General features: G+C 72.9%; 20 protein-coding genes. 4 read left to right on the top strand and 16 right to left on the bottom strand.

Annotation, left to right across the window (positions count from 1 at the left end; translation table 11 throughout):
* The 5 genes from AB0K05_RS19200 to AB0K05_RS19180 all read right to left on the bottom strand — a co-directional run bounded on the left by AB0K05_RS19200 (position 1) and on the right by AB0K05_RS19180 (position 4,879).
* Positions 1–318 carry a non-heme iron oxygenase ferredoxin subunit gene (locus tag AB0K05_RS19200; RefSeq protein ID WP_148031299.1) on the bottom strand — a complete coding sequence of 106 codons (318 nt, stop codon included), beginning with the start codon at positions 316–318 and terminating at the stop codon, positions 1–3.
* Positions 315–1,436: a Fe-S cluster assembly protein SufD gene (sufD, locus tag AB0K05_RS19195; protein ID WP_148031298.1), complete on the bottom strand. Its 1,122-nt coding sequence runs from the start codon at positions 1,434–1,436 to the stop codon at positions 315–317. The genes AB0K05_RS19200 and sufD overlap by 4 nt, the downstream gene beginning before the upstream one ends.
* A complete protein-coding gene (sufB, locus tag AB0K05_RS19190; RefSeq protein WP_148031297.1) occupies positions 1,436–2,848 on the bottom strand; it encodes a Fe-S cluster assembly protein SufB in 1,413 nt (470 codons plus the stop codon). Before sufB ends, sufD begins: the two co-directional genes overlap by 1 nt.
* Entirely contained in the window at positions 2,845–3,564 is a 720-nt protein-coding gene (locus AB0K05_RS19185) for a metalloregulator ArsR/SmtB family transcription factor (RefSeq protein ID WP_148031296.1), read from the bottom strand. Before AB0K05_RS19185 ends, sufB begins: the two co-directional genes overlap by 4 nt.
* Before the next feature lie 91 nt (positions 3,565–3,655).
* Entirely contained in the window at positions 3,656–4,879 is a 1,224-nt protein-coding gene (locus tag AB0K05_RS19180; RefSeq protein ID WP_271275610.1) for a multidrug effflux MFS transporter, read from the bottom strand.
* Positions 4,880–5,075: 196 nt separating this feature from the next.
* Between AB0K05_RS19180 and AB0K05_RS19175 the strand changes: the two genes are divergently transcribed.
* Both AB0K05_RS19175 and AB0K05_RS19170 read left to right on the top strand, forming a co-directional pair.
* Positions 5,076–5,984: an ABC transporter ATP-binding protein gene (locus AB0K05_RS19175; RefSeq protein ID WP_271275609.1), complete on the top strand. Its 909-nt coding sequence runs from the start codon at positions 5,076–5,078 to the stop codon at positions 5,982–5,984.
* Positions 5,985–6,037: 53 nt separating this feature from the next.
* Positions 6,038–6,763: an ABC transporter permease gene (locus AB0K05_RS19170; RefSeq protein ID WP_148034523.1), complete on the top strand. Its 726-nt coding sequence runs from the start codon at positions 6,038–6,040 to the stop codon at positions 6,761–6,763.
* Here the strand turns inward: AB0K05_RS19170 and AB0K05_RS19165 are convergent, their stop codons facing one another.
* Positions 6,764–7,963 (bottom strand): MFS transporter, encoded by a 1,200-nt coding sequence (locus AB0K05_RS19165; RefSeq protein ID WP_222708920.1) that lies wholly within the window; start codon positions 7,961–7,963, stop codon positions 6,764–6,766.
* 109 nt (positions 7,964–8,072) lie between these two features.
* Here AB0K05_RS19165 and AB0K05_RS19160 point away from each other — a divergent pair, with 109 nt between their 5' ends.
* Positions 8,073–8,984 carry an EamA family transporter gene (locus AB0K05_RS19160; protein ID WP_271275608.1) on the top strand — a complete coding sequence of 304 codons (912 nt, stop codon included), beginning with the start codon at positions 8,073–8,075 and terminating at the stop codon, positions 8,982–8,984.
* Here AB0K05_RS19160 and AB0K05_RS19155 read toward each other — a convergent pair.
* The 8 genes from AB0K05_RS19155 to AB0K05_RS19120 are packed head-to-tail and all read right to left on the bottom strand — an operon-like array spanning position 8,981 to position 16,266.
* Positions 8,981–9,655, bottom strand: coding sequence for a GntR family transcriptional regulator (locus tag AB0K05_RS19155; RefSeq protein ID WP_271275607.1), 675 nt, complete (start codon positions 9,653–9,655; stop codon positions 8,981–8,983). The genes AB0K05_RS19160 and AB0K05_RS19155 overlap by 4 nt on opposite strands.
* A 15-nt stretch (positions 9,656–9,670) precedes the next feature.
* Positions 9,671–10,651: an ornithine cyclodeaminase family protein gene (locus AB0K05_RS19150; RefSeq protein WP_364230507.1), complete on the bottom strand. Its 981-nt coding sequence runs from the start codon at positions 10,649–10,651 to the stop codon at positions 9,671–9,673.
* The gene (locus AB0K05_RS19145) at positions 10,648–11,649 is read right to left on the bottom strand and encodes a proline racemase family protein (RefSeq protein WP_364230504.1); all 1,002 of its coding nucleotides are present in this window, start codon (positions 11,647–11,649) and stop codon (positions 10,648–10,650) included. The genes AB0K05_RS19150 and AB0K05_RS19145 overlap by 4 nt, the downstream gene beginning before the upstream one ends.
* Positions 11,646–12,647 (bottom strand): proline racemase family protein, encoded by a 1,002-nt coding sequence (locus AB0K05_RS19140; protein WP_219547680.1) that lies wholly within the window; start codon positions 12,645–12,647, stop codon positions 11,646–11,648. Before AB0K05_RS19140 ends, AB0K05_RS19145 begins: the two co-directional genes overlap by 4 nt.
* Positions 12,644–13,537, bottom strand: coding sequence for a dihydrodipicolinate synthase family protein (locus AB0K05_RS19135; protein ID WP_364230500.1), 894 nt, complete (start codon positions 13,535–13,537; stop codon positions 12,644–12,646). Before AB0K05_RS19135 ends, AB0K05_RS19140 begins: the two co-directional genes overlap by 4 nt.
* Positions 13,530–14,882, bottom strand: coding sequence for an FAD-dependent oxidoreductase (locus AB0K05_RS19130; RefSeq protein ID WP_271275602.1), 1,353 nt, complete (start codon positions 14,880–14,882; stop codon positions 13,530–13,532). Before AB0K05_RS19130 ends, AB0K05_RS19135 begins: the two co-directional genes overlap by 8 nt.
* A complete protein-coding gene (locus AB0K05_RS19125; RefSeq protein WP_271275601.1) occupies positions 14,879–15,121 on the bottom strand; it encodes a (2Fe-2S)-binding protein in 243 nt (80 codons plus the stop codon). The genes AB0K05_RS19130 and AB0K05_RS19125 overlap by 4 nt, the downstream gene beginning before the upstream one ends.
* Positions 15,118–16,266: an FAD-binding oxidoreductase gene (locus AB0K05_RS19120; RefSeq protein ID WP_271275600.1), complete on the bottom strand. Its 1,149-nt coding sequence runs from the start codon at positions 16,264–16,266 to the stop codon at positions 15,118–15,120. The genes AB0K05_RS19125 and AB0K05_RS19120 overlap by 4 nt, the downstream gene beginning before the upstream one ends.
* A gap of 90 nt (positions 16,267–16,356) precedes the next feature.
* On the opposite strand from AB0K05_RS19120, the gene AB0K05_RS19115 reads away from it, so the two are divergent.
* Entirely contained in the window at positions 16,357–17,343 is a 987-nt protein-coding gene (locus tag AB0K05_RS19115; protein WP_271275599.1) for a COX15/CtaA family protein, read from the top strand.
* Positions 17,344–17,478: 135 nt separating this feature from the next.
* On the opposite strand, the gene AB0K05_RS19110 is transcribed toward AB0K05_RS19115, so the two are convergent.
* Both AB0K05_RS19110 and AB0K05_RS19105 read right to left on the bottom strand, forming a co-directional pair.
* Entirely contained in the window at positions 17,479–18,642 is a 1,164-nt protein-coding gene (locus AB0K05_RS19110) for a PrsW family intramembrane metalloprotease (protein ID WP_148031283.1), read from the bottom strand.
* A 65-nt stretch (positions 18,643–18,707) separates the two neighbouring features.
* Complete coding sequence (locus tag AB0K05_RS19105; RefSeq protein WP_246640638.1) at positions 18,708–19,679, bottom strand: heme o synthase; 972 nt, start codon at positions 19,677–19,679, stop codon at positions 18,708–18,710.
* Positions 19,680–20,010 lie beyond the last annotated feature (331 nt).

Genomic DNA, 20,010 nt, shown 5'->3' with positions numbered 1-20,010 from the left:
TTAGGACTCCTTCGAGAGCGAGACGAGCACGTCGTCGCCGTCGATCTTGACTGTGTAGACGTTCACGGGCTTGGTGGCGGGCGGGCCGGTGGGCTTGCCGGTGCGGATGTCGAAGCACGAGCCGTGCAGCCAGCACTCGAGCGTGCCGTCGTAGACGTCACCCTCGCTGAGCCGCACCTCGGCGTGGGAGCAGACATCGTGCAGGGCGAACACGTCGCCGCCCTTGCGCACCAGCGCCACCGGCGTCTCGCCGAGCTCGACGGCGATGACGCCACCGTCGGGGATGTCGCCGATCTGGCAGACCTTCTCGAAACTCATCGGGCGAGCTCCGCCTCCAGCGCCGCCATGACGCGGTCGCGGATCTCCTGGATCTGGATCTTCTCGACGAGCTGGCCGAGGAAGCCCCTGATGACCAGGCGGCGCGCCTCGTCGTACGGGATGCCCCGAGCCTGGAGGTAGAACAGGTGCTCGTCGTCGAGCCGGCCGGACGTGGAGGCGTGCCCCGCGCCGGCCACCTCGCCGGTGAGGATCTCCAGGTTGGGCACCGAGTCGGCGCGGGCGCCGTCGGTGAGGATGAGGTTGCGGTTGAGCTCGTAGGTGTCGGTGCCCTCGGCCGCGACCCGGATGATCACGTCGCCGATCCAGACGGCGTGCGCGTCCTCGCCCTGGAGTGCGCCGCGGTAGTCGACGTTGCTCTTGCAGTTGGGCTGCGAGTGGTCGACCAGGAGGCGGTGCTCCAGGTGCTGACCGGCGTCGACGAAGTAGACGCCGGTCAGGTCGGCGTCGCCGCCGGGCCCGTCGTAGGACACGCTGGGCGACAGCCGGACCAGGTCGCCGCCGAGCGTCACCACGAAGCTGCGGAAGGTGGCGTCCCTGCCGAGCCTGGCGTGGTGGTGGCTGACGTGGACGGCGTCGTCCTGCCAGTCCTGCAGGCTGACCACGCGCAGCGTGGCGCCGTCGCCGACGGCGAACTCCACGTTGTCGGCGTAGACCGCGCTGCCCTGGTGGTCGAGCACGATCACGGCCTCGGCCATCGGCTCGACCTGGACCAGCAGGTGACCGTACGCGGCGCCGTCGCCGGCGCCGGTGAGCGTGACGACGGTCGGCTTGGACGTGACGGCCTCGCGCGCCACCGTGAGCACGGTCGCCTTCTCGAAGGCGTTGAACGCCTGCGCGCTGACCCGGTCGGCGGGCACGTAGACCTTGCCGAGCCGCGGGTCGTCGCGACCCACGGTCTCGACGGTGACCTCGGGCGCGGCGTCCACGTCGACCTTGACGTGGCCCTCCGCGACGGCCTTGCCGTCGTGCAGGCCCTTCAGGCGCGAGAGCGGGGTGAAGCGCCACGCCTCCTCGCGCCCGGCCGGCACCTCGAAGTCGGCCAGGTCGTACGACGCCTTCTCGTGCAGGGTCGACAGGGGCTTCTCGTTCAGGCCCATCAGCCGACGGCTCCTTCCATCTGCAGCTCGATCAGCCGGTTGAGCTCGAGCGCGTACTCCATGGGCAGCTCGCGCGCGATCGGCTCGACGAAGCCGCGCACGATCATCGCCATCGCCTCGTCCTCGTCGAGCCCGCGGCTCATGAGGTAGAACAGCTGGTCCTCGCTGACCTTGGAGACCGTGGCCTCGTGGCCCATCGAGACGTCGTCCTCGCGGACGTCGACGTACGGGTAGGTGTCGGAGCGGCTGATCTGGTCGACGAGCAGGGCGTCGCACTTGACGGTGCTGGCGCTGCCGTGGGCGCCCTCCTCGATCTGCACGAGACCGCGGTAGGAGGTGCGTCCGCCGCCGCGCGCCACCGACTTGGAGATGACGGTGGAGCTGGTGTGCGGGGCGAGGTGGACCATCTTGGACCCGGCGTCCTGGTGCTGGCCCTCGCCCGCGAACGCGACGCTCAGGGTCTCGCCCTTGGCGTGCTCGCCCATGAGGTAGACGGCGGGGTACTTCATCGTGACCTTGGAGCCGATGTTGCCGTCGATCCACTCCATGGTCGCGCCCTCGTAGGCGACGGCGCGCTTGGTGACCAGGTTGTAGACGTTGTTGGACCAGTTCTGGATGGTCGTGTAACGGCAGCGGGCGTTCTTCTTCACGATGATCTCGACGACCGCGGAGTGGAGCGAGTCGGACGAGTAGATCGGCGCGGTGCAGCCCTCGACGTAGTGGACGTAGCTGTTCTCGTCGACGATGATCAGGGTCCGCTCGAACTGGCCCATGTTCTCGGTGTTGATCCGGAAGTAGGCCTGCAGCGGGATCTCGACCTCGACGTTCGGCGGCACGTAGATGAACGAGCCACCGGACCACACGGAGGTGTTGAGCGCGGCGAACTTGTTGTCGCCGACCGGGATGACGGAGCCGAAGTACTCCTTGAAGAGCTCCTCGTGCTCCTTCAGGCCCGTGTCGGTGTCGACGAAGATGACGCCCTTCTCCTCGAGGTCCTCACGGATCTTGTGGTAGACGACCTCGGATTCGTACTGGGCGGCGACGCCGGCGATGAGGCGCTGCTTCTCCGCCTCGGGGATGCCGAGCTTGTCGTAGGTGTTCTTGATGTCGGCGGGCAGCTCGTCCCAGGACGTCGCCTGCTTCTCCGTCGAACGCACGAAGTACTTGATGTTGTCGAAGTCGATGCTGGTGAGGTCGGAGCCCCATGTCGGCAGCGGCTTCCTGTCGAACAGGCGGAGGCCCTTCAGGCGAAGGTCGAGCATCCATTCCGGCTCGTTCTTCAGCGTGGAGATGTCGCGTACGACCTCCTCGGACAGGCCTCGCTTGGCCGCCGCGCCGGCGGCGTCGGGGTCGGCCCAGCCGAACTTGTAATTCCCGAGGCCTTCCAGCTCCGGGCGGTCGGTGACAGTCACCCTCCGGTCTCCTTGCTCTTCTCGCGAGTGCTTTTCTCGGCAGTTGCTCTATGTGGGACCCCCAGCGTCTGGGGGCTCACGTGCGTGGTGCAGACCCCGTCGCCGTGCGCGATCGTGGCCAGCCGCTGCACGGGGGTGCCGAGCAGCTGCGCGAACGCCTCCGTCTCGGCCTCGCACAGCTGCGGGAACTCCGCGGCCGCGTGGGCCACCGGGCAGTGGTGCTGGCAGAGCTGGTCGCCGCCCGACTTGGCCTTGGTGGCCGAGGCGGCGTAGCCCTCCGCGGACAGAGCCTGGGCCAGCACCTGGACGCGCTGGTCGGGTGGCACCTGCCGCATGACCGGCTCCAGCCGCCGCAGCAGGCCTGAGACCTGTGTGCGGGCGAAGTCGGCCACCGCCTCCTCCCCCAGACGCGCGGCCAGGAAACGCAGCGCGCTCCCGGCCAGGTCGTCATAGGCGTGCTCGAAGGCGCTGCGCCCCGCGTCGGTGATGGCGAACAGCTTGGCCGGACGCCCGCGCCCCCGCTGACCGCGCGGCCGCACCGTACGGGGTTCGATCATCCCGTCGGCGAGCAGCGCGTCGAGGTGGCGGCGGACGGCCGCGGGCGTGAGCCCGAGCCGCTCGCCCAGCGCCGACGCGGCGATGGGCCCGTGCTCCAGAATGAGCCGGGCGACGCGCGCACGGGTGCTGCGCTCGCTGCCTGGCTCTATCAAGGGCACGTTTTTCACAACATCAGTGTGCCCTAATTCCTTCCCGGTCCACAAACGGTTCCGAGCAGCGGGTCAATGCAATTTCTCACTCAGGTAAGGCTTACCTAACAGACTTCGGGGCCATGATCGCGAAAACCACGGCGGAACAGGCGAACAGGCCGGTCATGACGACGGCCATGGGCAGCGCCGTGTCCGCGCCGAACAGCCCGACGAACGGAGCCGCGACCGCGCCCAGCGCGAACTGCAGCACGCCGAGCAGCGCGGAGGCCGCTCCGGCCACCTGCGGCGGCTGGCCGGCCAGGGCCAGCGCGCCGGTGCCCGGCAGGATCAGGCCCTGGCCGCACATGATGACGAACAGCCCGGCCACGACCCCGGTCAGCCCGAGCCCGATGACGACGGCCAGCAGCAGGAGCGCCCCGCCGGCCAGGGCGACGCCCAGACCGGCGAGGATGAGCCGGACCTGCGGCACCCGCCCGGCCAGGCGCCCGCCGACCTGCGACATGGCGATCAGGCCGAACGCGTTGAGCCCGAAGATGAGCGAGTACTGCTGCGGCGAGGCCCCGTACACGTCCTGGAGGACGAACGGCGAGCCCGAGATGTAGGCGAACATGGCGCCGAACGCGAGCCCGGCGCTCAGCGCGCAGCCCATGAACGGCCGGTCGCCCAGCAGGCGCCGGAAGCTGCGCAGGGTGTGCCTGAACCCGCCGCTCTCCCGCTGGTCGGCCGGGAGCGTCTCGCGCACCCCCGCCAGCACGGCCAGCATCAGCACGAGCCCGGCCAGGCTCAGCGCCACGAACACGCCCCGCCACGAGGTGAACTCCAGCAGCTGTGCCCCGGCGATCGGCGCCAGGATCGGCGCCAGGCCGCTGACCAGCATGAGGCTGGCGAAGATGCGGGCGATGGCGGCGCCGTCGTACAGGTCGCGCACCACGGCGCGCACGATGACCAGGGCCGCGCCGCCGAGCATGCCCTGCACCAGCCGCAGCGCGATGAGCACGGGCACGGACGGGGCGAACGCGCACAGGAGCGACGCCACCATGAACCCGCCCACGCCGACGATCAGCGGCACCCGCCGGCCGCGCACGTCGCTGAGCGGCCCGGCCACCACCTGACCGACGGACACGCCGACGAGGCAGGCCGTCAGCGTGAGCTGGACCTGGGCGGGGACGCTGAGCATCTCCTCGGTGATGGCCGGCAGCGCGGGCAGGTACATGTCGATGGACAGGGGCCCGATCGCGGAGAGCGCCCCGAGGATGAAGAGCAGGAGCCCCGCGCGGCGGCGGCTCTCCTGGACGACCGGTTGCGCGGCTTCTGCCACGGACATGCGCGTTTACCTCTCCATGCGGGCCAAAATGTGAGATGCGGACATGAACCGAGAGGACTAAACCCTTTTCTGGTAATACTCATTCCCGGTTTCCGGAAATTTCCGGTAAACGTATCGTTCGTAGGTGAAACCTCCCTGACAAGCCGACGCGGGGCTGACCGGCGAACCACCCCCGGCGGTCCCTAGACTCGTGCTCATGACATCCCCAGCCGTCGAGATCGTCGACCTCGTGAAGCGGTACGGAAGCACCGCCGCGATCGACGGGCTCACGCTGAGCGCCGCCCGCGGCGCGGTGACGGCCGTCCTCGGCCCCAACGGCGCGGGCAAGACCTCGACGGTGGAGATCTGCGAGGGGTTCCGCACGGCCGACGGCGGCACGGTGCGGGTGCTGGGCCTGCCGCCCGACTCGGCCGCGCTACGCCCCCGGGTCGGCGTCATGCCGCAGTCGGGCGGCGTGCCGCCCGCCGCGCGCTGCGGCGAGTGGCTCCGGCTGGTCTCGCGCTTCCACGCCCGGCCGCTGGATCCGGGCGCCCTGCTGTCCAGGCTGGGCCTCTCCGATCACGTACGGACCCCGTTCCGGCGCCTGTCGGGCGGGCAGCAGCAGCGGCTGTCGCTGGCCGCGGCCGTCATCGGCAGGCCCGAGCTGGTGTTCCTCGACGAGCCCACGGCGGGGCTCGACCCGCAGGCCCGGCACGCCTGCTGGGAGCTGGTGGGCGAGCTGCGCGCCGCCGGGGTGTCGGTGGTGCTGACCACCCATCACATGGACGAGGCGGAGCGGCTGGCCGACCACGTGGTGATCATCGACAGGGGCCAGGTGGTGGCCGAGGGCAGCCCTGCCGCGCTGACGGGGGCCGAGCGGCAGCTCCGGTTCCGCGCCCGCCCGGGGCTGGCGCTGGAGGAGCTGCTCAACGCGCTGCCGATCGGCAGCGCGGCCAAGGAGTCGCCGTCCGGCCACTACATCGTCGAGGGGCAGGTCGACCCCGGGCTGCTGGCCACCGTGACCGCGTGGTGCGCGGCGGAGGGCGTGACGGCCGACGACCTGCGCATCGAGCGGCGCACGCTGGAAGACGTGTTCCTGGAGCTGACGGGCAGGGAGCTGCGGTGACGACACCCACACTCGACTTCACGCCCGCACCGGGGGCGGCGCCGTTCCCGCGGATGGTGCTGGCGCAGGCGGGGGCCGAGATCCGCGGCATGCTGCGCAACGGCGAGCAGCTCCTGCTCACCATGATCATCCCGGTGCTGCTGCTGGTCGGCTTCTCGGTGGCGCCGCTGATCGACGTGGGCGGCGGCAGCCGGGTCGACTTCCTGGCGCCGGGCGTGCTGGCGCTGGCGGTGATGTCGACCGCGTTCACCGGCCAGGCGATCGCGACCGGGTTCGAGCGGCGCTACGGGGTGCTGAAGCGACTGGGCGCGACCCCGCTGTCCAGGGGCGGGCTGATGCTGGCCAAGACGGTGGCGGTGCTCGCGGTGGAGGCCGTCCAGGTGGTGGTGCTCGTCGCGGTGGCGCTGTCGCTGGGCTGGAGCCCGCAGGGCTCGCCGGTGGCCGCGGTGCTGGGCTGCGCGCTGCTGGTGCTGCTGGGCACCGCCGCCTTCAGCGGGCTCGGGCTGCTCATGGCCGGTCTGCTGCGGGCCGAGGCGACGCTGGCCGCGGCCAACCTGGTCTACCTGCTGCTGCTGGCGGCGGGCGGGGTGGTGTTCCCGCTGGCGAAGTTCCCCGAGTCGGTGCGGCCCGTGCTGGAGCTGCTGCCGATCTCGGCGCTGACAGGCGGCCTGCGCACCGTGCTCGGCGGCGGCGCGCTGCCGGTGGCCGCGGTGGCGGTGCTGGCCGCGTGGGCCGTCGTCTCCCTCGTGCTGGCCGCCAGGACCTTCCGCTGGGAGTGATCATTCGGGGCGGGGCGCGGCGTCCTCCTCGGGAGCGCGCGCGCCGTAACGGCGGCGGCTGACCGCGGCGACCACCGTGAGCGGCGCGGCGACGGCCGCGGCCAGGCCGAACAGCAGCCCGTACGATCCGCTCCCGGCCAGCGGACCGGCCGCCCACGAGGCGACGGCGCTGCCCATGAACAGGCACGACGCGAAGAACGCGACCGTCGTGCCGCGCGCCTGCGGCACCACCGAGGTGGCCCAGGTCTGCAACGACGAGTGCATGAACGACCAGCCTCCCCCGAGCAGCAGCGCGGTCAGCGCGACCGTGCCGAGGTTCGCCTCCACGGCCACGATCGCGTACCCGGCGCACATCTGGGCCCCGCCGATCAGGATGAGCGACCACACCGGCCGGCCTCCCGCCAGCCGCTTGACCACCTGGGAGAACAGGTAGACGCCCAGGCCGTAGGCGGCCGCGGCCAGGCCGGCCAGGGCGGAGGAGACGCCCTGGTGCTGCAGGACCGTGGCCAGGAACGTCAGCATGCCGAGCAGCACGGCGCCCTCGACGAACGCCAGCGCGAACACCAGCAGGGCCCACGGGCGGCGCAGCACCGCGCCGACGTGCCTGCCCAGGCCGCCGATCTCGGCGCGCGGCGGCTCGGGCAGCGTCCGCAGCGCCACGGCGCAGGCCAGCGCGCACACCGCGGGCACGGTGAACGCCGCCCGCCAGCCGGCCAGGTCGCCCAGCACGCCGCCGAGCCCGGTGGCCAGCGCGGTGCCCAGCGCCATCAGGCCCATCAGGTCGGACAGGGCGCGCTGCCGTACCGACACCTGGAACGTGTCCCCCACGTACGTCAGCGACGTGGGGATGACCGCGCCGAAGCAGGCGCCCGCGGCGACCCGGGCGACGATGAGCGCGGGCAGCGCCGGCATGGCAGCCGAGGCCAGGCCCGCGAGCCCGGCGCCGAGCAGGGCCAGCCGCATCACCCGCACCCGCCCGAACCGGTCCGACAGCACCCCCCAGACCGGCTGCGACACCCCGTAGGCGAGGTAGTAGCCGCTGGCCACGGCCACCGCGGTGGCCAGCGGGACCTCCAGCTCGGCCGCGATCAGCACCAGGAGCGGCGTCACGACCAGGCGGTCGAAACTGCTGACGAACGAGGCGGCGGCGAGCGCGGCCGGCGGCCGGGTGAGGGTGACGGGCGGGGCTGAGGCGCTCATGTGCTCCTGCATCCGTTTGAGGGGATATTGATCAGTAAAACACCCTCTGACAGGAATGTCGGGCGAGGTCGGTACGCTTCAGGGCGTTGTGTCCGATACGAGGAGTTCCGTGCCCGCCTTCACCCTTGACGACCCGGTCGACCGCGGCCTGCCCCGGCCGGGGAACCTGCTGCGCACCGCCGCCGACTCCATCCCGCCGTCCGGGCTGGTGCTGCTGGCGATCTTCTCGGTGCAGCTCGGGGCCGGGTTCGCCAAGCAGCTGTTCACGGCGCTGCCGCCGAGCGCGGTGGTGTTCCTGCGCATCGCCATGGGCGCGCTGATCATCGGCGCGGTGGCGCGGCCGAGGCTGAAGGGCATGGCGTGGCGCGACTGGGCCGTGGGGATCGGGTTCGGCGTGACGCTCGCGCTGATGAACCTGACCTTCTACGAGGCCCTGGCGCGGCTGCCGATGGGGGTCGCGGTCGCCATCGAGTTCCTCGGCCCGCTGGGCGTGGCGGTGGCCGCCTCCCGGCGGCGGCTCGACCTGGTCTGGGTGGGGCTGGCCGGGACCGGAGTGGTGCTGCTCGCGCCCTGGGGCGAGTCGGCGTCGGCGAGCTGGGTGGGCATCGCGTTCGCGCTGGCGGCGGGCGCCTGCTGGGCGGCCTACATCCTGCTGTCGGCGGCGGCCGGGAGCCGGTTCCCCGGCACGACCGGGCTGGCGTTCGCGATGGTGGTCTCGGCCGTGGTCGTCGCGCCGGTGGGGGTCGTCTCCGGCGGGGCCGACCTGCTCCAGCCCGAGCTGCTGATGATCGGGCTGGGCGTGGGGCTGCTGTCGTCGGTGATCCCGTACTCGCTGGAGCTGAACGCTCTGCGCCGGATGCCGAAGCACGTGTTCGGCATCCTGATGAGCCTGGAGCCCGCCGCGGCCGCGCTGATCGGCGTGCTGGTGCTCAGCGAGGTGCTGCACGTCCAGCAGTGGGTGGCCGTGGTGTGCATCGTCGCGGCCAGCCTCGGCACCACCAGGGCGGTGCGGCGGCGCTAGCCCTCGCGGGCCGCCCAGATGCCCCTGACGTGCCGGATGTGCTCGCTCATGATGTGCTCGGCGGCTCGCTCGTCGCCGCCCTTGAGCGCGTCGAGCAGCGCCAGGTGCTCCCTGGCGGAGTCGGCCAGCATGCCGCGCTCCGACAGCTGTGACAGGCCGTAGAGGCGGGCGCGGGTGCGCAGGTCCTTGACCACCTCGACCAGGTGGCCGTTGCCGGACAGGCCGAGCAGCTCCAGGTGGAAGCGCAGGTCGGCGTCGACGTAGGCGAGCAGGTCGCCCCGCTGGGCGGCGGCGAGAATCTCCTCGGCGGCCGGGCGCAGCCGCTCGAAGTCGGCGGCCCGGCCGGAGTCGGCCATCCGGGCGACCGTCGGCACCTCGATGAGCTCGCGGATCTCGGTCAGCTCGTCCAGGTCGCGCTCGGACAGCTCGGTCACCCGGAAGCCCTTGTTGCGCACGGCCTCCACCAGGCCCGCCTTGGCCAGGTCGAGCATGGCCTCGCGGACCGGCGTGGCGGAGACGCCGAACTGGGCCGCCAGCACCGGCGCCGAGTAGACCACCCCCGGCCGCATCTCGCCGGTGATCAGCGCCGCCCTGAGCGCCTGCGCCACCTGCTCGCGCAGGCTCTGCCGCTCGCCCACCATCGGCAGGTCGAGCCGGTCCTCGGCAGCCATCGCCCTTCCCTTCGCTCAGGTCTCACCATGCCAGGCTTCGTACGCGGCGGCCGCGACCACCAGGTCCTCCCATGCCATGCCGGTGCCCTTGAACACGCGCGGCCCGGCCCCGGCGGCCACCCGGCCGGCGACCAGGTCGGCGAGGTCGCCGGCGAGATGGTGGGTGGTGATCGTACCGTGGCTGATCGGGATGACGACATCGCCGGCTTCGGCGAGCGCGGCGGTCCTGGCCTCCACGACCACCGTGGAGCGGGCCACCAGGTCGCCGTCGAGCTCCCGCGCGTCCGGCTCGTGCGAGCCGATGGCGACGACGGTGGCGCCATCGCGGACCAGCCCGCCGGGGAACAGCGGCTCCCTGGCGGTCGTGCAGCAGGCGATGAGATCGGCCTCCCGGACAGCCTCCGCCACCTCGTCCGTCACCCGTGCCGGGGAGCCCGGCTCCTGCGGGCGGGCGGTGAGTGCGGCCGTTTCCAGGCCGAGGGCCGCGCAGCGGGCCGCGAAGGCCTCCGCGCGCGCCGGGTCGCGGCCCACGACGGTCACCCGGCGCAGCGGGCGTACCTCGCCGAACGCCAGGACGTGGCCCCACGCCTGCGGGCCGGTGCCGAACACCACCAGGTCACCCGCGCCGGGGGCGGCCAGGTGGCGGACCGCCAGCGCGGAGACGGCCGGGGTGCGCAGGGAGGTGAGCGCGATGCCGTCCATGGCGGCCAGCGGCGTCAGGGTCTCGCCGTCGTACAGCAGGTAGGTGCCCTGGATGCGGGGCAGCCCGCGGGCGGCGTTGCCGGGCGCGACGGTGGCCGCCTTCACGCCGGCGTAGCGCCCGAAGGCGGCGGGCATGAGCAGGAGCTGCCCGGCGGGCAGCTCGACCACGGGCCGCTGCGGCGTCTCGTCGGGGTCGAGCCCGGCGCGCAGCGCGTCCTCCAGCAGCTGTACGGCACGCGCGGCGGGCACCAGCCGCGCCACGGCGGCCGCGTCGAGGTAGGGCAGCCCGCTCATCGCAGCGTGAACCCGGTGCCGAGCGGATCGTCGGGGTCGAGCTCGAAGGAGTGCCGCCCGGTGCGGTAGGCCATGCCCTCGATCTCGGGGATCACCCCGGCATCGGTCACGCCGGTCACCCGTCCCAGGAACGTCGTGCCGACGACGCTCTCGTGCACGAGCGGGTCGCGCAGCCCGTCCTCGTGCAGCAGCGCCAGCCGGGCGGCGGTGCCCGACCCGCACGGCGACCGGTCGACCTCCCCGTCGGCGAACACCGTCACGTTGCGCTGGCGCGCGTACCCGGGCTCCCCGTCCAGCTCCTCGTGGAAGATGACCCCGTACACGCCGGACAGCCGGTCGTCGCCCGGGTGGCGGGCCGCCGGGTGCCCGGCCAGGTCCGCCTTGATGCGCCGTCCCCAGGCGATCAGCTCGGTCAGGTGCTCCGGCCCGACCTTCAGCCCCACGGCCGCGGCCGGCACCGAGGCGTAGATCGCTCCCCCGTACGCGACGTCGACCTTCACGCCGGCGGCCTCGACGCCGCGCGCGACCACGTACGAGGGGACGTTGACGAAGGTGACGGCGGTGACGCGGCCGCCGGCGCGGCGCACCCGCGCCGTGACGCGGCCGGAGGGCACGTCGATGACCACGTCCGTCTCTCCGTCGGGGGCGGCCTCGACCAGGCCCTCGCGCACGGCGTGCACGCCGAGCGCGATCGTGCCGTGGCCGCACGCGGTGGAGTAGCCGTCCTTGTGCCAGAACAGCACGCCGAGGTGCGCGCCGGGGTCGTCGGGCGGTACGAGGAAGCAGCCGTACATGTCGGCGTGGCCGCGCGGCTCGTGGCAGAGCAGCCTGCGGACGTGGTCGGCGGACGCGGCGGCGGACGCGGCGTTGGCGCGGCGTTCCAGCACGGTGGCGCCCGGGATGTCGGGGACGCCGCCGGTGACGATCCGGAACGGCTCGCCGGCCGTGTGGTAGTCGACCGTGGTGACGGTCGTGGGGATGGTCGTGGGGATGGTCACAGCTCGAAGCCCTCCGGGAAGGGGTCACGCGGGTCCAGGAAGTACTGGGCGGTGCCGGTGATCCAGGCGCGACCGGTGATGGACGGCACCACGGCGGTCCTGCCGCCGACGCTGGTCTCCTCCAGCAGCCTGCCCACGAACCGGGTGCCGATGAACGACTCGTTGACGAAGTCGCGGCCGATCGGCAGCTCGCCGCGGGCGTGCAGCTGGGCCATCCGGGCGCTGGTGCCGGTGCCGCACGGCGAGCGGTCGAACCAGCCGGGGTGGATGGCCATGGCGTGCCGCGAGTGGCGGGCGTCGGAGCCGGGGGCGGCGAAGTAGACGTGGTGGCAGCCGCGGATGCGGTCGTCCTCCGGGTGCACCGGCTCGGCGGCGGCGTTGATCGCCTCCATGGTGGCCAGCCCGGCGGCGAGGATCTCGCCGCCGGCCTTGCGGTCGAACGGCAGCCCGTACGCGTCGAGGTCGGCGATGGCGTAGAAGTTGCCGCCGTACGCCAGGTCGTAGCGGATCTCCCCGTACCCGGGGACTTCCACGACGGCGTCGAGCCGGTCGGCGTAGGACGGGACGTTGCGCAGCGTCACGGACATCGCCATGCCGTCCTGGACCGCCACGTCCACCTCCACCAGCCCGGCCGGGACCTCCAGCCGGACGGTGGTGACGGGCTCGGTGACCTCGACCATGCCGGTCTCGACGAGCACGGTGGCCACGCCGATGGTGCCGTGGCCGCACATCGGCAGCAGCCCGGACACCTCGATGAACAGCACGCCCCAGTCGGCGTCGGGCCGGGTGGGCGGCTGCAGGATGGCGCCGCTCATGGCGGCGTGGCCGCGCGGCTCGTTCATCAGCAGCTTGCGCACGTGGTCGAGGTGGTCGCGGAAGTGGACCCGCCGCTCGGCCATGGTGGCGCCGGGGACGACCCCGACGCCGCCGGTGATGACCCGGGTCGGCATGCCCTCGGTGTGCGAGTCGACGGCGTGGAAGACCCGCCTGGTCCTCATCGCAGGCCCTCCGCGAGCGCCTTCTCGGTGACAGCGCGGACGGCCGCCTCCTGCTCGGCGGTGAGCGGCTGCCGGGGCTGGCGGCACGGGCCGCCGCGGCGGCCGGCGAGGTCCATGGAGAGCTTGATGGCCTGGACGAACTCGGTCTTGGAGTCCCAGCGCAGCAGCGCGTGCAGCTGCTTGTAGAGCGGCAGCGCCGTCGCCAGGTCGTGCGCCGTGGCGGCCTGGTAGAGGGCGACGTTGGAGACGGGCAGCGCGTTCGGGTAGCCCGCGATCCAGCCCTTGGCCCCGGCCAGCGCCAGCTCCAGCAGCACGTCGTCGGAGCCGATGAGCAGGTCGAGGCCCGGGGCCAGCTCGGCCAGCTCGTAGGCGCGCCGAGGGTCGCCGGTGAACTCCTTGACCGCCACGATCAGCCCCTCCTCGTGCAGCCTGGCCAGCAGCGCCGGGGTCAGGTCGACCTTGGTGTCGTAGGGGTTGTTGTACGCGACGACGGGCACCCCGGCTCCGGCCACCTCACGATAGTGCGCGAAGACGGCCCGCTCCTCGGCCCGGTAGGCGTTCGGCGGCAGCAGCAGCACCGACCCGCAGCCCAGCTCGGCGGCCTTCTCGGCCCACCGCCGCGACTCGGCCGCGCCGTACGCGCCGACGCCGGCCATCACGCGGTCGCCGCCGACCGCCTCGACGGCGGTTTCCAGGACCTTGGCGCGCTCCTCGGGGGTGAGGGTCTGGTACTCGCCGAGCGAGCCGTTGGGGACGACGCCGTCGCAGCCGCTCTCCACCAGCCAGCGGCAGTGCGCGGCGTAGCCGTCGTAGTCGACGGACAGGTCGTCGTGCAGCGGGAGCGTGGTGGCGACCATGATGCCGTGCCAGGGGCGGGTGCGTTCAGTCATGGGGTTCCTCCAGGGTGAGTTCGGCGAGGGCGGCCAGGGTGACGGGCTGGGCGATGGGGCGGCGGGGCGCGGCCTGGCCGCCGCCGACGAGGCAGGCGACGGGGTAGGCGCAGACGCGTCCCTGGCACCAGCCCATGCCGGCCCGGGACAGCAGCTTGGCGGAGCGCGCGTCGGTGGCCCCCAGCTCGCGCGCCTCGCGGATCCCGGCCAGCGGCACCTCCTCGCACCGGCAGACGATCGTGTCGTCCCGCAGCCAGCCGCGCCATCCGTCCTTGACGGGGTAGGCGGCCAGCAGCGCGGCGGCGAACGCGCGCATCCGCGTCCGTCTCCTCAGCAGGACGTCCGGCACGCCGGCGGCGCGTGTCGCCGGGGCGGTCTCGCGGGCTGCCGCGATGGACAGGCCCGCGACGCGGCCTTCGAGCTCGGCCAGGTGGCGGCCGCCGACGCCGGTGGGCTCGCCCGCGGCCCAGACGCCGGGGACGGTGGTGCGCTGGGCGGCGTCGACGGAGAGCACCGGGGTGCCGTCGGCGTCCGGGCGGGTGGCGCAGCCGAGCTGGATCCCGAGGTCGAGCTGGGGGACGAACCCGTAGCCGGTGGCGAGCGTGTCGCAGGGGACGCGGCGGGCCGACAGCACGTTCCAGTCGCGGTCCAGGCGGGCGACGGTGACGGCCTCCAGCTCCCGGTCACCGTGGGCGGCCACCACCGCGTGGCGGGTCCGGTACGGGACGCGGCGACGGGCCAGCGCCGCCAGGTATCCGGCGGCCTCGCCGGCCTTGTCCAGGGCGAGCAGGGGGTGCCGGGCCAGGCCGAGCCCGCCGTTGGCCTCGTACACGCCGGGAACCTCGGCCCCCGCCGCGGCCAGTCCCGCCGCGACGGGCAGCAGGAACGGCCCGGTCCCCGCCACCACGACCCGCCTGCCCGCCACCACTCCGTGCCCTTTGAGCAGCGCCTGCGCCCCGCCCGCCGTGAGCACCCCGGGCAGGTCCCACCCGGGGAACGGCAGCGGCCGGTCGTGCGCCCCGGTGGCGATCAGCAGCCGACGGCTCCGGACGGCGGCCCCGCCCAGGCAGTGGACGGTGAACCCGTCGTCCTCACGGGTGACGGCCCACACCTGCCGTCGCGTCATGACGTCGGCGCGGTCCTCCAGCGCCCGCACCTGGCGGGCGAACCGCTCGAAGCCCTTGGTCGCGGGCTCGTCCGGTACGTCCCGGTGCCGGAAATACTGGCCCCCGGGCCGTACCCCGGAGTCGACGAGCGCCACCCGCAGCCCCCGCAGCGCCGCCGTCAGCGCCCCCGCCACCCCGGCGGGCCCGCCGCCGACGACGGCGAGATCGTAGACGGTCATGAGGTGGTCACCTCGTCCCCCGGACGGGCCTCGGCCAGGCAGGCGCGCTCCACGGGCCCGCCGTTGACGCTGATCAGGCAGTCGAAGCAGACCCCGATCCCGCAGAAGAGACCCCGCGGCCGGCCGCCCACGCGGGTGGTGCGCCAGGCGCGGATGCCCGCCGCGTGCAGGGCCGCGCCGATCGTCTGGCCGGCCCGCGCCGGCACGGGCCGCCCGTCGACGGTGATCTCGAAGGTCAACGGTCCTCCCCGGAGCGGAAGCGGTCAGGACGGAACGGCCACAGGTCCAGGTCGGGCCGGCGGCCGGTGAGCACCTGGGCGAGCAGGTGGCCGGTGGCGGGCGCCAGGCCGATGCCGGCGCCCTCGTGGCCGCAGGCGTGGTGCAGCCCGGGCGCGCGCGGGTCGGCGCCGATCACGGGCAGGTGGTCGGGGCAGTACGGGCGGAACCCGCAGTAGGACCGGATGGCGCGCACCTCACGCAGCGCCGGGAACAGGGCGACGGCCTGGGCGGCCAACCGCGACAGCACCGGCAGCGACGTGGTCCGGTCGAACCCGACCCGCTCCCTGCTGGCCCCGATGAGCACGGTGCCCGCCGGGGTGCCCTCGACGACGGCCGAGGTCTCCAGCCCGGCGGAGTCGCTGGCGACGTTGGTGACGTACGCGGCGGTGTAGACCTTGTGCCGGATGAGCGGCCGGGGCAGCGGTTCGGTGACGAGGATGAACCCGCGCCTGGGCAGGACGGGCAGCGTCACCCCGGCGCGGGCGGCCAGCTCGCCGCCCCAGGTGCCGGCGGCGTTGACCACGGCCCCGGCCAGCATGTCGCCCTCGCTGGTGCGCACGCCGGTGACGCGGTCGCCGGAGCGGGTGAAGCCGGTGACGGTGACGCCGAGCCGCACCTTCAGCGCGCCGCGGCCGAAGCTGGCGGCGCCGTGCCGGAGCAGCCGGGCGGCGGCCAGCATGGGCTGGACCTGCGCGTCCTGCGGGTAGTGGACGCCGCCGGCCAGCCCGCCGGCCAGCTCGGGCTCCAGCGCGCGCAGCCCGTCCGCGGGCACGACCTCGTGCGGCACGTCCTGCTCGGCGGCCAGTTCCACCAGCCGTTCCTGGACCTCGGGCGTCTCGGCGACGACCAGGCCGCCCTTGGGCTCGTACTCGAAGCCGCCGCCCGTCGCGGCCAGCTCCCGCCACAGGCGGCTGGACAGCAGGGCGAGCTCCAGCTCGGGGCCTGGCTCCTTGTCGGAGACGAGCACGTTGCCCTCGCCCGCCCCGGTGGTGCCGCCGGCCACGGGGCCGCGGTCGAGGACGGTCACGTCGAGCCCGGCGCGGGCGGCGTAGTAGGCGCACGCGGCTCCGACGACCCCCGCGCCGACCACGATGACGTCGGACATCGCCCACCTCCCTTCAGTAATATGTCACATACGCCGGAGGTTGAAAAGGCGGTGAAAGGACCGGCCCATGGGGCCCGTACCATCGATGACGTGAAGCTACCCACGGACCATCACTCCCCCCTCGTACGGCGCCTGTTCTCCTTCTGGGCGCCGACACCCGCGGCCATGCGGGGCTGGGCGCTGGCTTCCGTGGTGGTCAACGCCGGCATCACCGTGAGCGGCGCGGTGGTGCGCGTCACCGGCTCGGGCCTGGGCTGCCCGACCTGGCCGCGCTGCACCCCCGACAGCTTCGTCCCGGTCGCGCACCCCGAGGTCGACCCCCTCAACATGGCCATCGAGTTCGGCAACCGGCTGGTGACGTTCCTGGTGCTGGTGGTGGGCCTGGCCTGCGTCGTCGCGGCGATGCGGCTGTCGCCGCGGCGCGAGTCGCTGGTGCGGCTGGCCTGGCTGCAGCCGGTGGGCATCGCCGCGCAGGCGCTGTGGGGCGGCGTGGTGGTCGGCACCATGCTCAACCCGATCACGGTGAGCATGCACTTCCTGCTGTCGATCGGCCTGACCGCCGCCTGCTGGGCGCTCTACGCGCGCGCCGGCGAGGGTGACGCGCCGGCCCGCCCGGTGGTCCACCGCGACCTCCGGCGGCTCGGGCAGGTCCTGGTGGCGGCGGTGTTCGTGCTGGTGGTCGCGGGCGTGGTGGTGACGGGTACGGGGCCGCACTCGGGTGACGTGGTGGCCTCGCGGTTCGGCTTCGACATCGAGACCGTGGCGCGGCTGCACGCCGACGTCGCCTACCTGGTGGTCGGACTGACGTTCGCGCTGGCGTTCGCGCTGCGCGTGACCGGCGCGCCCCTGCGGGCCCGACGGGCGGCGTGGACGCTGCTGGCGGTGGAGCTGCTGCAGGGCGTGATCGGCTACGTCCAGTACTTCCTGGGCGTGCCCGCCGCCCTGGTGACCCTGCACGTGCTCGGCTCGACCCTGGTGTGGATCTGCGCGCTCCGGGTGGTCACCGCGCTGCGCACGCACGACCCGCTGGACGAGCCCGCCGCCCGGCCCGTCGCCGAGGCCGCCGCCCCCGCCTGACCGGGCCCCGGCCACTCCCCCACCCGGTCGCCCTCCGCGACCCGTGCCTGTCTGTCAGGCTTTGGGGTGAGAAGTCCGCCACTCCCCCACCGCCGCGAGGCGCCTTTCGCGGCATTCGTCCGCCCCTCCCGGAGCTCAGCCGGGCGCGTAACCGGCCGTGCCGGCGGGCGCGGGCGGCACCGGGAACTCGGCGCGGGCGGTGCTCATGCACTCCAGCAGGGCCCGCTGCTCCTCGTGGAAGGTCTGCTCGTCCACCATGCGCCGGGCGGCGCGCTCGTGCAGCAGCCCCAGCTCGGTCGCGGCGAGTTGGTAGTCGCTCATCGCGCGCAGCCCTTTCCTGCCGCCGTACATGCGGGCCCACTGGCGGGCGTGCCTGCGCCGGGGCAGCGCCGAGAGCATGTGGATGTCGTCCCTGGTCACCAGCTTGGTCGGCTCGTACGGCGGCAGGTAGAGCTGGATCAGCGCGACGATGCGGCGCCGGTCGCGGACCACGACGCCGATCAGCACCACGAGCACCACCATCAGCACCAGGTAGGCGACGACCAGCCCGGGGAAGCCGCCGTACGAGACGAGCCCGTTCCAGAGGCCGTGCAGGATCATCGCGCCCGACCAGCCGGCCATGATGGAGAAGGTCCGCTCCGGCCCGTGCCGCTGCGCCGCGAAGGCGACCGCCACCCCGATCATCGAGGTGAACAGCGGATGCGCGAACGGAGACAGGATGCCGCGCAGCACCACGGTGACGGCCAGCCCCACCCCGCCGGCCTCGGAGTTGAGCGCGGCCAGGTAGTAGCTGACGTTCTCGCTCATGGCGAAGCCGAGCCCGACCATGCTGGCGTAGATGATGCCGTCGGTGAGCCCGTCGAGCTCGAACCTGCGGAAGCGCAGCATCCCGAGCAGGACGAGCCCTTTCATCGTCTCCTCGACGACGGGGGCGCCGAAGGTGGCCGCGATGTTGCGGGCGCTGGCCTCCGACAGGTTGACGGTGTCCATGATGTAGTGCAGGTTGAGCGAGTTGACCACGCCCGCGACCAGCACGGCCACGCCCGCCCCCCAGGCGAAGGCGAAGATCAGGTTGCTGCGCGGCTCCGGCTCCATCCGGTCGAGCGCGAGCACGGCGGCCAGCAGCAGCGGCACCGGCGCCAGAGCCAGGGCCAGCGCGATGAAGAACTGCACCGGCTCGCCGTTGAGCACGTCGAAGGAGAACGACACGAGCGTGCAGATGCCGGTGAGGACCAGCCCGATGATCAACGCTGACGACGGGCGGTCCTTGAACACCCAGCGTGGATCATGGGACGGCATACGGTGACTGTAACCGATCAGGAATGTGATGTCCTACCTGCGATTCGGTTACAGGCGGCAAGGGATCAGGACAGCAGCGGGTCGATGGCGACGGCCAGGAACAGCAGCGCCAGGTAGGCGTTCGACCAGTGGAAGAACCGCATCGGCCGCAGGTCGACCCCGGTCTTGCCGGCGTTGAGCCGGGTCAGCAGGGCGTGCACCTCCCACAGGCACAGCGCCCCCAGCACGGCGGCCACCGCCGGGTAGAACAGCGTGGTGCCGGCGACCGGCCACAGGGCCAGCGAGCACAGCACGGTCGCCCAGGTGTAGGCGATCGACTCAAGGATCACCCGGCGCTCGGTGGCGACCACGGGCAGCATCGGGACCTTGGCCGCCGCGTAGTCCTCCTTGTAGCGCATGGCCAGGGTCCAGGTGTGCGGCGGTGTCCAGAAGAACACCACGCCGAAGAGCACCAGCGGCGCCCAGTCGAGCCGCTCGGTGATGCCCGCCCAGCCGATCAGCACCGGCATGCAGCCCGCGATGCCGCCCCACACGATGTTCTGCGCGGTGCGCCGCTTGAGGATCAGCGAGTAGACCAGCACGTAGTAGAGGATCGCGGCGGTCGACAGCGCGGCCGCGAGCCAGTTGGTCGTCAGCCACAGCCCCGCGGTGGACAGCACGCCCAGCACGATGCCGAAGACCAGCGCGGCCCGCGGCGACACCTGGTGCCTGGCCAGCGGCCGGCGCCGGGTGCGGCGCATCTTCTGGTCGATGTCGCGGTCGATGTAGCAGTTGAGCGCGTTGGCGCTGCCCGCCGAGAGCGTGCCGAACACCATGACCGACACCGCCGTCCACAGCGGCGGCAGGCCGCCGGCCGCCAGGAACATCACGGGCAGCGTCGAGATCAGCAGCAGCTCGATGACGCGCGGCTTGGTGAGGGCTACGTAGGCCATGACGACCTCACCGATCGACCGCGGCGCGGGATGCGCCGGGGTGGTCTCCCGGTGGCCGGGGGCGTCGTGCGGCCTGCTCGCCTGCCTGTTCGTCAGCACCGTCAAGGCGCTTCCAGCACGTGCGGAGTCAACGCGTAACCTCGGATTGAAGCGGATTCGTGAGGGCAGCCGGGGCGTCCCTGGGAACAAGCAAACTGTAGTCGCAGGGATGGGCGGTCCGGCCAAGGGGGTGCGTGGGCCTGTTCGCGGACACGCTCGGGTGGATAGGGAATCGATGGCCGTCTCCACTCGGTTAGGGTCCCGTGTGGGCGGGATTTTGCCAACAGGCACCATCAGCAGACGAATAGATTCCGGAGATCGAGCTTGAGCACCGAACTCGTGCCAGCCCTTGAGTGGACCGACCTCGACAAGCAGGCTGTCGACGTGGTCCGAGCGC

This window comes from Nonomuraea sp. NPDC049486 (genome assembly GCF_040676925.1).
In the GTDB taxonomy this organism is placed as follows: Bacteria; Actinomycetota; Actinomycetes; order Streptosporangiales; family Streptosporangiaceae; genus Nonomuraea; species Nonomuraea ferruginea.
The sequence above is the reverse complement of the archived record's forward strand: the minus strand, read 5'-3'. Positions and strand labels throughout refer to the sequence as shown.